The sequence below is a fragment of the Paenibacillus crassostreae genome, assembly GCF_001857945.1.
Taxonomy (GTDB): domain Bacteria; phylum Bacillota; class Bacilli; order Paenibacillales; family Paenibacillaceae; genus Paenibacillus_AQ; species Paenibacillus_AQ crassostreae.
In genome coordinates, this window is the sequence record NZ_CP017770.1 from 1065966 (window position 1) to 1078068 (window position 12103).

Here is a 12103-nt window from a genome sequence, read left to right on the forward strand (position 1 = left end):
CCTCCTATTTCTTTAATTTAGGATCTAGTGCGTCACGTAGACCGTCACCGAAAATATTAAAACAAAGCATAATTAAACTTATTAGAATGGCAGGGAATAACATCCGCCATGGATAATACATCCAACCTGTGAGTGCATCATTAATCATGGATCCTAATGATGACACTGGTGCTTGAACACCAAGACCCAAGAAACTCAAGAAAGCTTCTGAGAATATAGCACTTGGGACAGATAATGTTAATGTGACAATGATAGGTCCAACCGCATTAGGAAGAAGATGACGGAAGATTAGACGGCCTGATCCTGCCCCCATGGAACGAGAGGCTAATACGAACTCTCGATTCTTCAATTGAATAATTTCCCCGCGAACTATCCACGACATATTAATCCAACCCGTAATGGTCAAGGCAATGATAATCGTACCTAAACTTGGTTCTAGTACGACCAACAAGAGTATAGTTACCAGTAGGTAAGGAATCGAGTATAGAATTTCTGAGAATTTATTCATAATTTCATCAACACGTCCACCGAAGAAGCCCATAATCCCACCATAAATAACACCAAATATAAGGTCTATCATAGCAGCTGCTAAACCAACGATAAGCGAGATTCTTGCACCCATCCATGTCCGAACAAACATATCACGACCCAGTTCATCTGTACCGAACCAGTGAATAGAAGAAGGAGCTTGATTGGTATTTAACAGATCATTAGAATAATAGTTAAATTCAGAAATAAATGGTCCAATAATAGATGCTAGAATAATTAAAATCAATATAATTAGGGAAGTGATAGCCAGCTTATTCTGACAAAGTCTTAGCCAGGCGTCTTTCCCTGCTGATAAACTTTCTCTCTGAATAACTTCAGACTGTTTCTCATCGGTACCTATCTTACGGAAGTCTTCAGGTGTTAGTGATACTTGATCTGAAGAAGTATTAGTCTGATTAATAGCCAACCGTTAGCCCTCCTTTCTGCGGGTAAATGTAATACGTGGATCAATCAATACATAAGCTATATCTGTTATAAATCTAGCTAGCATCAGAATTACTCCATAGAAAATAGTGACACCCATAATCATTGTGTAGTCACGGTTAGTAATCGAATCGACGAATACCTTTCCGATTCCACCAATACCAAATATTTGCTCAATGACTACAGAACCCGTAATAATGTTAGCCGTCATAGGACCTACATAAGTCACAACAGGCAATATTCCGTTACGGATGACATGCTTGAACATAATCGTAAACCAGTTCAGACCTTTAGCTTTGGCCGTCTTAATGTAATCAGCATGCAACACTTCAAGCATACTCGAACGCGTAAGACGTGCTATAAATGCTATAGGCTGTGCAGATAATGCCATAACCGGTAGAACATAGTCAATCGGTTTATCGAATCCTAGCACATTAAACCAACCGGCCTTTTCCGCCAAATAAAACTGTAATAAGGATGCGAGTACAAAGCTAGGTACAGCCATTCCTAATACAGCCAAAATCATGGCGACATTATCGATTAGCTTGCGATGATAAAGGGCTGCTAACATTCCCAGAAGAACCCCTACTATTACTGCTACGACAATGGCAACAGCTCCCAGTTTCAATGAAGTTTGGAAAGTGTCACTAATAATATCGGTAACTTCTTGATTCAATTTCTTCATAGATATCCCGAAATCGCCAGTAGCAATATCACCTAGATACTTCAAATATTGTTGATAAACTGGCTTGTCCAGTCCATATTGTTCCATTAGACGGGCTCTAATCTCTTCTGAAACTTTCTTTTCAGATTGAAAAGGGTCACCCGGAATGGCTTTCATGAGAAAGAATGTTGCAGATATTAGAATGAATAGCGATAGAATCATATAGAAAAATTTATTGGCAACATAACGCACCATTCCCACTTACACCTCCGTTAACAAAGTACAATCAATATCATATTTATTCTAATAGAAAACAAGGATTAATTCTATTCACTTTATTTGCCTAAGAATGTAATCCTTGGATTATTCGTAATCACAGACAAAAAAATCGGGATATATATGGTGTTCCACATATACATCCCGAAGTTACTTATTAACTTCAATCTTGCACTACTCGAAGTAGGCTCGTGAAAAGTCAATTGCACCGCTAAAATCAATGGAAATCCCTTTTACATTTTCCTTCGTAAGCGATACATTCGTGTAGTAGTAAATCGGCATAAGAACTTGTTCATCTTGAATCAGAATTTTCTCTGCTTTAGACAAACTTTCCATACGTACAGCGTTATCTTGTGATGCTTGTGCATCTTTAACTAATTGATCATATTCAGCATTTGCAAATCCAGAATCATTGTTACCGCCACCTGTTGTCCACATGTCGATAAATGTCATTGGATCATTGTAATCAGCTGACCAAGCAGCACGTGCGATTTGATAGTTCAAGTTTTGACGTGTTTCTAAGAAGACACCCCACTCAAGGTTTTCAGTCTTAACAGTCACGCCTAGATTGTTTTTCCACATATCAGCTACTGCCAAAGCAATCTTCTTATGACCTTCAGTGGTATTATAAATCAATGTAACTTCAGGAAGTGTTGTGTAACCTTCTTCAGCCATACCTTCTGCAAGTAATTTTTTCGCTGCTTCTACATCTTCTGTAAAGTAACCAGCATCTTTATACTCATTGCGGAATTCATCGGCATTACCTTTAATACCCGGTGGCACGAAACCATATGCAGGAAGCTCTCCACCAAGGGTTACCTTTTCTACGATTGCTTGACGATCGATTGACATTGTAAACGCCTTACGAATTTTAGCATTATCAAATGGTTTAGCAGTCACGTTAAATTCATAGTAATACGTGCTTGCGATCCCTTTTACTTCAAATTCATTAGGCAAATCTTTCTTTACACTAGGAATGGAATCCGAAGGGATTTCACCGGTAGGTTTACCTGCATAATCAAGTTGTCCACTCTTATAACTGGAAAGCTCAGCAGCTCCACTGTTTACCAGGGATGCTTCGATTTTTGTAAATTTAATGTTATCTTTGTCCCAATATTTATCATTTTTAGTGAACTCTAGCTTTTGACCAGTTGTCCAGTTTGAAAGAACAAATTCACCATTCGTGATCATTGTTGCGTAATCCGTTGCCCACTTATCATTATCCTTCACAGAACTATGAACTGGGAAGTACGTATAGAAGGAAGTTAGACCCAAGAAATATGGTGTTGGGTTTTCCAAAGTTATTTCTAATGTATAATCATCAGTTGCTTTAGCTCCAACTTGAGTGAAATCTGTAATATCTCCAGCATTATATGCGTTAGCATTTTTGATGTAGCCTAATTGGTAAGCATATGGTGGAGCTGGTGTTGTAGCAGGGTCTAGCACACGTTGCCATGCAAACACGAAATCATTAGCTGTTACAGGATCTCCGTTGCTCCAAACGGCATCTTTACGAAGATTAAATTTATATTGCAATCCATCGGGAGAGATTTCCCATGATTCAGCTGCAGCTGGAATTTCTTTACCAGATTCATCCATGCGCACTAAACCTTCATACATTAAATTAAGAGCTGTATTCGCTTGGCTGTCTTGCGCTTGACCTGGGTCAAATGTTGGTGGTTCAGAAGCCATGTTAAAATGGAACACTTGATCTTTCGCTTCCACCGGTGTTTCTGTCGTTGCATTACTTCCTGTGTTTGATGCTCCCTCATTCTTGTTGTTAGATCCACAAGCTGCAAGAACTGTACTTGCGATCATGATGAGAATAAGCATACTAAGCAAACGTTTCTGTTTCATCTGATGTTTCCCCCTAGCAATATAGTATATGGTTATTGATTATACAACCAGTGGTCAAAAAAATCTACACTTCATATCATAAAAAATAGGATATTTTCTGAAAGTGGCAATAATTTCATCATTTCGACCGTATTCTATGTCACCTTTCATGACATAGAATTATAAATATATCTAAATAACACAATTAATGTAAAAATAGCATAACTACACATCATTAATATGAACGTCATTCTCCATACAGCTTTAATCATCCGCGTAAAATCTACTTTCCCTTTAATCCGATTTTGAGCACCACCAATCATTCCAACTGCTAATAATAGAAATAGTAATATAAGATAAAAACCGACTTTAGAATCAAATGTATTATTAAATAAAGCCGATACTGAGATAATTAAAAATACTGTTGTCACATCCATAGCAATAAGAAGAGCATTCCGCTTATTATTCTTCCACTTAAGATGACCAAAATACACTAATAAGAATGGAATAAATGGTAAAATACTAAAGATAATAAATGAATCACGCAACCATTCCAAGATTTCACTCCTCCTTCTCTTTCATTCCTTCAATTAACTCGACCATCATTTGATGATAATTGGCATGAATTCCTTGTGATTCTGCTAATGAAACGATACTTCCATTAATCCACTGGATTTCCGTTGAGTGGCCTACTTTTACATCTTTATACATTGATGACGTATTGCTAGAAGTCATCTTACATACATTCATAATTTGATCCCATAAGTCTATATCCCAAACAATACCGCAAGCATTATATACCTCTATTCCTTCATCGAAGAGTTTTCTCATCAAGTCTATTCTTTGAGACGAGACTAATAATTCTCCATTTTGAATTCTCCATATTGCCGTGAGAGGGTTTATCACTGCATTAATTAATAATTTTCTGTACATATGGTTAACGATTTCTTTCGACAAATCACATTGAAATCCTGCTTTTTGGAGTTCTGATAACAGTGCTTTCTCGTCTATATCAGAATTCATTCCCTCTTCTAATTCCTTATGTACTTGTGATCCAACCATGGTCATACCGTGTCCTGCATGAAATACCTTGTTATGAGAATCTTTTCGCGCTGCTTCAGTTGTAATCGCTGAATATATACGACAATGTGGTATAGCTCCTTTTAAAAGTTCAATATGACCTACGCCATTCTGAAAACACAGAATTCCTTTTATTTCTACTAGTCGATTATAATCTAATCTCGTTAATATCCTAGAAACAACTTTTTCAATTTCCTTTTGTTTGGTCATCAGAAATATCCAATCACTAGGAGTTTCATCCCATTTAGATATACTTTCTTCTAATACTCCAGCTTCAACAGCGAGTGGGCCCAATTCAATAACAGAAGAGCCCTCATTACTGTTTATTAATATGCCTTCTGAATTCAGTAAAACTGCTTGTTCTTGGCCCCTACACCATACACGAACTTCATTGCCTACAGAAGCTAGTTTGCCTGCAAAGAGTAAACCAAGTGACCCTCCACCAATAATATCAATTTTCATCCCTAATTAACCCCATTCCATTTTGCTTGTCGCCCAACTCGCCCATCATATTATATCATTAGTTCTATATACAAGATGAGACGGATATAAGAAATAGAGTATCAAGAATCAATTTCATAATTACGCAACTCGATTTAGCTGCATCAGCGATTATGAAATTGATTCAAGTGATCCTTATACTTTGTTATCATTTGAAAAAACCCGTACAAAGTCAAAATACGACTTTATACGGGTTACTTAATCGATAGATAGCTATCACTCTAAACGTTCCAAATTTCCATTGGCATCCATTTTAAATCTAGATTTACTTTCTTCCTCTTCCTCATTTAAGAAAGCTAACCGACGTGCACGATCCATGATTTGAATTAGCGCCTTATAATCATCATTGACCACACGATAATCTGTTTGTACATCATTTACTTGCTTAGATAGTCTCTCATTAATATGTCGTAATTGTTCCAATTCTTCATCTTTTTCACGGAGTTCTTTCTCAAGCATTTTCAATTGTCTACTATTTTCCTGAACGTTACCTTTCCATTGTCGTAGGAATCTAATTATAGCTTCGATAGACAATGTCTCTTCATTAATACCATCCACTTTGTAATAGTCACTATCATCTTCAACTTTCATTAAGCTTGCAACCTGTAACCCCATTGCTGATGGTTGCTTCCTATAGTAACTTCGTTTCTGTCTCTGAGCTTTAGCGATACTTATAGCTTCTTCATATTTTTTACGAACAGAACTATTCCATCTGAATCCACAAGCCGCAGACGTTCTGCCAATTCTCTCGCCAACCTCCTCAAATGCAGATAACTGTGTACCTCCATCACGAATATGTCGCAACGTTACCTCTGCCAATATTAAATCATCCTCAATGCTCCATGCATCCTGTCTTACGGCTGTCATGCAATCATACCCTCCTAACAACGTCCTAAAATAACCATCTTCTTAACCGGCAATACCCGGTAATGAATAAGGTATAAAAGCTGCTTAATTCAATTCTATGCCTCTCGTAGAGTTCATAGAATCTATTTGATACTATTTTGTATTTCCATTTTATTCATCACTCATACACCAACATTCAGAATGATCTATAATTTAAGAAACAAAAAATTCTATAACAAACATCACAATAACATGAATTTTTTACATTTTAGCATTTACACTCAATTCTGTAACCGCTATAATAGACCATAGATAACGTTGACCGTACATAGAAAGGGGTATGAATGTGGGACGCATGTTTCGTGTTCTAGGATTTTTCACACTCGCAATTGGGCTTATGGCATTTGCTGGCGGCTTGGTTGAAATGGCTTTTTTATTCTTTCTGCAGACTGCCTTCTTTGTAATTCTAGGTTATATGAAATTCACTGAGAGAACTTATATACTTCTCTTTTGGGCTTATATGATCGTGACTTTTACTGGATTCAGTTACTGGACCGTATTCGTCATGGATATGCCCGTCTAAGCCTTTAGTTTTCATGGTTCTGCTAGCAAGCAACCGCTCCACTAGAAATTTAAAAGGCATTTCTGTCCATCTATTGGGCAGAAATGCCTTTTTTATATAATATGAATCAAGGTATAATAACTAAAATGAAATAACATTACATATAAATACAAAATGACATAGAAAGGAGGCAGACATTTGAACAAAAAGAAGGATCGTTTCGTAATTCTCTTATTTATCATCATATTGCTCATATACTTCATCAGCCTCCCAAATAGCACGATACATGCAGATCCAGTACTACCTGTTAATGAAGAAACACGACAATTACTCGAAAAAACCTTATCTGTCGTTGAAATCGATCATGAAATTGAACGAATCGACAAGACACAGCAAGCCCTAGAGCAAGAACAACTTAAATTACAATTAGAACTTCTGCAAAAAAGCAGTCAAATCAAAGACAAACAAGAACGTGCTGGCGAAATTATTCGCTCCTACTATATGGGTGAACGAGATTTTTTATATTCTGCGTTCCTATCGATTAATAACATCAGTCAATTATTGATGATATACAGCTATTACGATCTCCTCATATCCCGTGATCAGGAAATTCTTAATACTTATCAAGTACAATTCAACGATTTGCAAACAACACAACAGAAATTAATACGTAATACAACTGAGTTACGTGATATCAAATCACAACTTATACAACAACGAGAACGTATAGTTGTTTTTCAGGAATCCATAGATGGAAGTTTAAAAGAAAGTAATAATCCAGAAGCTATGCAACAAATGATGGATGAATTTATTTTGTATTGGGAAAATGTGGGATTATACGAAGTGAAGCGACATTTCAAAGCTCTAGCCTCAGCTATGCAGGATTTACCTGAATTTATTCAAAATACGAAAGGCATTATAAGTATCAAAGGTTCTACCTACACCATAGATATTACTGAAGAACAATTAAATACATTCCTTCGTACTAAAAATGAGCTATTCAATCATTTTTCCTTTCGTTTCAAGAATAATTCTATCATTGCTTCAGGCAAGAATGGCAATCTGTTATTATCAATTGAAGGCAAGTATAGCATTATAAATGAACCTCAGAACGGAATTATGTTTCAAGTAGACAAATTACTTTTTAATAATCTCCAACTGCCAGATACAACTAGTAGAGCTCTTGAAGAAGAATTTGATCTTGGATTCTACCCACAAAAGCTTATTTCATTTCTTAAAGCTACAGATGTACTAGTATCAGAGAATCATTTACTCGTCACGTTGAAGATTTCTATGTAGCCTTTCTGCATCCTATTCAATTACTAATGGTTCTATAATAGACTTTGTAGTAAGTTTTTCTTTAAATTCTACGACTGATATTTGACCCGCGAGCATTTGATCTATATAAGAATGTAATTCATTCCATGAATCACTGGGTACTTGACCTGTTTGCGCTGTTTCATCACTTGGTACCTTTAATAGATCTAAACGAAATGGAATTTCTGCTTTATAGCTCAGTTTAGCGTCCTCATAAATCATACTCAAAGACGGTAATCTGGCCGTCTTTTCAAACCATTGCTCCTGAATTGTGGATTCGGTCATATAAGCTATCCATTCCGCAGACTGCTCACTTAAAGATGTATGTGAGGATACTGCAAAGGATCTGCTACGTAGATACATTGGTGAATTATTATAGAAATCATCCGGTAGTTCAACCTTCAGACCCTCTTTCCACGATGACTTAGCCTCCGAGAAGGTAGTTAAATATAGCGACAAATCTCCTTCTTGAAGTAATTTCCAAGCCTCCTGGTTATCTTTGTTCACTATATACATAAAAGGAATTGCTTGTTCAAGCCATAGTAATGCATCTTCATCAGGTTGTAGTATATCTACATCCATCCCACCTAATAAAGTAGCCATGGCATAAGGAGCCGCTTCTTCAATTCCAAGTAAATATTGCTTATTTCCCTCTGCTTGCTTGATCAACAAATCAGCCCATTCTTTTTTGGTGTTAGGCGGTTCTACCAATCCCATTTCATTTAAAGTCTTCGGTTGCCATACGAATACATAAGGATCCATATCAAATGGTGTAGCCCACTGATAACCATTCCATTCCACCGTAGGCAACAATGTTCTCAGAACATTGCTACCTGTTGCATTTTTGAGATATGATTCTACGGGTAACAAGTAACCTTTTGTTGCAAAGGTATGTACCCACTCATTCTCGATAAAAAGAACATCTGGCCCATTTCCCATAGCAAAAGAACTCAATGCTTCGGCATATGCGATATCAGCATCCACATTGGAAAGTTCAACTTGGATGCCCGTATCTTCAATGAATTGCTTATTCAATTCGGTTAGCACTTTGAATTGTTCTTCGCTTATATGTACAGATATTACTATAGGGCTTTGATTCTGAACTTGATTTGGTGAATCTAGTGCTAAAGGATTCAACGTGATATCATTATCTTTTCGTTCATTTCTTGGTGTAAAGTCAAGACTTGGAGACAAACTCGTTAAGGATAGTAGCAGAATTGCGAACAACAACCAATAATTTCTTCGCTTCAATCGCCTCTATCTCCCCTCTCATCCATATGTACCTATATTAACAAATTAATAGTCCACTTGTCCTAGCTTTATTTCATAATCTTTTAATTTTCTCATAAAAAAGCCTAGAGATCATGTGAAAACAATCTTTAGGCTCTCTATTTTCAACTTAATCAACTTTGTTATTGCTTGGGAAATATATTTTTGATTATCTTATACTCTTAAAGCAGATCTGCAGCCAATTGAGCTAACTTTGATCGTTCACCCTTTTCTAATGTGATATGACCGCTAATTTGCTCTTCTTTGAATCGTTCCACAATATAACTCAATCCATTACTAGACGCATCTAGATACGGATGATCAATCTGTTCTGGATCACCCATTAATATGACCTTGCTCCCTTCACCCGCACGAGATACTATCGTCTTCACTTCATGTCTTGATAAATTCTGCGCCTCATCAATTATAATAAACTGACCTGGAATTGATCGACCTCTAATATACGTAAGTGCTTCTACTTGTATACTCCCTAAACCCATCAATATTTTATCAATATCACCTGAACGTTTCGTCTCAAATAAAAACTCTAAGTTATCGTAGATCGGTTGCATCCATGGTCTTAATTTCTCCTCTTTTTCACCTGGTAAATAACCAATATCCTTCCCCATAGGGACAACCGGTCGAGCGATGAGTAACTTTTTATATTTATGCTCATCTTCCACTTTTGAGAGACCAGCAGCTAAAGCAACCAATGTCTTACCTGTCCCAGCCTTGCCAGTAATAGTGACTAATGGAATATCATCATTCAAGAGTAATTCTAATGCCATACGCTGTTGCGCATTTCGAGCACTTAGACCCCATACTGGCTCGTTCCCTAAATAAAGAGGCTCAAGTCTCGTGCATTCGCTATTCACCTTAAGAAGCGCAGATTTCCCACTACCCATTTCATCTTTTAAAATAATAAATTCGTGGCTGTATAAGGAATATGATAATTGGAGAGTATCAATTGTTAAAAAACGATTGCTGTAAAACTCATCAATTATCGCCGGATGAACCTTGATCGTAGAGTACCCAGAATATAGATCACTGGCACTCGCTGTACGGTCGGTAAGATAATCCTCTGTATTGAGACCAAGAACATCCGCTTTGATCCGCACAAGTACATCTTTGCTTACAATAACTACTGGTATTGGCTCAGCTTTCTGTTCTTCTTCTAATTGATAATTAAGCGCTACAGCTAAAATACGATTGTCATTATTTATTTCTCCAAATGTCTCCTGCATTTTAAGAAAACTTCGATGATTTAATTCTACTTTTAGAATTCCACCATTCGGTAACTTCACACCACTATGCAAATGTCCATGTTCTCTAAGGCCATCAAGTAATCTGGATACCGTTCGGGCGTTCCGTCCAATTTCATCTGCATTCCGTTTTTTTGAATCGATCTCTTCCAGTACAACAGCTGGAATAACTACATTATGTTCCTCAAAGCTAAATATGGAGTTGGGGTCATGCAAGAGCACATTCGTATCTAATACATAAATCTTCTTCATCTTAATCCCTCCATAGCGCATTTATAATGGATACATAAAATTGTCCGTCCTGGACATCATATAGTTACGTTACAAAGATTCAATTAAGACTAACTCCGTGAAAGGACGGATGACATATGCGACTATGTCTATGTTTTATTGTATTACTATCGCTCTTAACTAGCTGCGGTACAGCTTCAGACAATGCATCACCCTCTCCTAGGAATCAACAACAGAATCAAGAGATGGATACCTTAAACATCAGATCAGCAACTGATGACATGACGGATCAATCGCAGGATTTATCGTTAAAGAACCATTTAGAAGCATTAGCAGAACGAGTATCAGGAGTTGAAAGAGCTCATTGTGTGGTCATAGGTGATACAGCCGTCGTTGGAATTGATGTTGATGGTGACTTACCACGATCTCGGGTAGGAACGATTAAATATTCGGTAGCTGAGGCCCTTAGGGCAGATCCTCAAGGCATGAGATCACTTGTTACAGCCGATATGGATTTATCTCATCGTTTAGACGAAATAGGCAAGCATATTCGACAAGGCCGTCCTATTTCTGGATTTTCGTCTGAACTTGCAGATATTGTTGGACGGATCATTCCTCAGCTTCCAAAAGACGTCAAATCACAACAAGATCCAGCATCCCCACAATCACCTGCAACGAATCAGAATATTGCACCCTAATATTGTTAACAACGCTTTAGATGACCTCCTCATATCTCTGTGGGTTAACTGTAGTGTATGCTCATTAAATGAAAAAAAAGCCTAGTGAATGTTCACTAGGCTTTTTGCATGGCAGAGAATACTTGTCCGTCCAACTTCTCTGAAGCACGCTGGTCATATGTTTTAATGTATTGAGGGGCAGAAGATAACTTCGCACCATAGAAAAGTGCATTACGCACTGCTTCTACACTAATGTCGAAACAACAGAGTTTAAAAGGCACTTCTGGTAAGGGATCTAACGCGATAGAAGCTCTACCATTGATAGCATGAACCTTACCTTCTGCAAACACTGTGATAGTAACTAAGGGATTATTCTTGATATTCTCAACTAGTCGAGATCGATGATCCAGCGCCAACCGCAATGTGGATGCATTCAACGCATAAATCCACGAAATCGCACTAGAAGTTGGACCGCCAGTTACTGCATCAACAGTGTTAAGCAGAACAAATGTCTCTGATTGCAATTGCAACAATAAATCATCTGTCATTTGTGTGACGGATTCGGACATATATCCACCCCCTATACGCTACAATTCGTAATGCTCTATTG

12 protein-coding genes are annotated in these 12103 nt (G+C 37.3%); 3 read left to right on the forward strand and 9 right to left on the reverse strand.

What is annotated here, in order from left to right; translation table 11 throughout:
* Positions 1-4 precede the first annotated feature (4 nt).
* The 6 genes from LPB68_RS05290 to LPB68_RS05315 all read right to left on the reverse strand — a co-directional run bounded on the left by LPB68_RS05290 (position 5) and on the right by LPB68_RS05315 (position 6196).
* Positions 5-955, reverse strand: coding sequence for an ABC transporter permease (locus tag LPB68_RS05290; RefSeq protein ID WP_068659498.1), 951 nt, complete (start codon positions 953-955; stop codon positions 5-7).
* Between the two features lie 3 nt (positions 956-958).
* Positions 959-1891: an ABC transporter permease gene (locus tag LPB68_RS05295; protein WP_068659497.1), complete on the reverse strand. Its 933-nt coding sequence runs from the start codon at positions 1889-1891 to the stop codon at positions 959-961.
* Between the two features lie 195 nt (positions 1892-2086).
* Complete coding sequence (locus LPB68_RS05300; RefSeq protein ID WP_068659495.1) at positions 2087-3769, reverse strand: peptide ABC transporter substrate-binding protein; 1683 nt, start codon at positions 3767-3769, stop codon at positions 2087-2089.
* Between the two features lie 146 nt (positions 3770-3915).
* A complete protein-coding gene (locus LPB68_RS05305) occupies positions 3916-4305 on the reverse strand; it encodes a DUF3397 domain-containing protein (protein WP_068659491.1) in 390 nt (129 codons plus the stop codon).
* Positions 4306-4309: 4 nt separating this feature from the next.
* Entirely contained in the window at positions 4310-5290 is a 981-nt protein-coding gene (locus tag LPB68_RS05310; RefSeq protein WP_068659488.1) for a ketopantoate reductase family protein, read from the reverse strand.
* 255 nt (positions 5291-5545) lie between these two features.
* Positions 5546-6196 carry an RsfA family transcriptional regulator gene (locus LPB68_RS05315; RefSeq protein ID WP_068659486.1) on the reverse strand — a complete coding sequence of 217 codons (651 nt, stop codon included), beginning with the start codon at positions 6194-6196 and terminating at the stop codon, positions 5546-5548.
* Between the two features lie 325 nt (positions 6197-6521).
* Here LPB68_RS05315 and LPB68_RS05320 point away from each other — a divergent pair, with 325 nt between their 5' ends.
* Positions 6522-6758, forward strand: a complete 237-nt coding sequence (locus LPB68_RS05320) for a DUF2626 family protein (RefSeq protein WP_068659484.1) — start codon at positions 6522-6524, stop codon at positions 6756-6758.
* Between the two features lie 177 nt (positions 6759-6935).
* A complete protein-coding gene (locus LPB68_RS05325) occupies positions 6936-8036 on the forward strand; it encodes a coiled-coil domain-containing protein (RefSeq protein ID WP_068659482.1) in 1101 nt (366 codons plus the stop codon).
* A 12-nt stretch (positions 8037-8048) separates the two neighbouring features.
* Here LPB68_RS05325 and LPB68_RS05330 read toward each other — a convergent pair whose 3' ends face one another.
* Together LPB68_RS05330 and LPB68_RS05335 are read right to left on the reverse strand one after the other, a co-directional pair.
* Positions 8049-9305 (reverse strand): extracellular solute-binding protein, encoded by a 1257-nt coding sequence (locus LPB68_RS05330; RefSeq protein WP_068659481.1) that lies wholly within the window; start codon positions 9303-9305, stop codon positions 8049-8051.
* 200 nt (positions 9306-9505) lie between these two features.
* The gene (locus LPB68_RS05335) at positions 9506-10837 is read right to left on the reverse strand and encodes a PhoH family protein (RefSeq protein ID WP_068659480.1); all 1332 of its coding nucleotides are present in this window, start codon (positions 10835-10837) and stop codon (positions 9506-9508) included.
* A 116-nt stretch (positions 10838-10953) separates the two neighbouring features.
* On the opposite strand from LPB68_RS05335, the gene LPB68_RS05340 reads away from it, so the two are divergent.
* Positions 10954-11514 carry a YhcN/YlaJ family sporulation lipoprotein gene (locus LPB68_RS05340; protein ID WP_068659479.1) on the forward strand — a complete coding sequence of 187 codons (561 nt, stop codon included), beginning with the start codon at positions 10954-10956 and terminating at the stop codon, positions 11512-11514.
* Positions 11515-11609: 95 nt separating this feature from the next.
* Here LPB68_RS05340 and LPB68_RS05345 read toward each other — a convergent pair whose 3' ends face one another.
* Positions 11610-12062 (reverse strand): pyridoxamine 5'-phosphate oxidase family protein, encoded by a 453-nt coding sequence (locus tag LPB68_RS05345; protein ID WP_068659478.1) that lies wholly within the window; start codon positions 12060-12062, stop codon positions 11610-11612.
* Between the last annotated feature and the right edge of the window lie 41 nt (positions 12063-12103).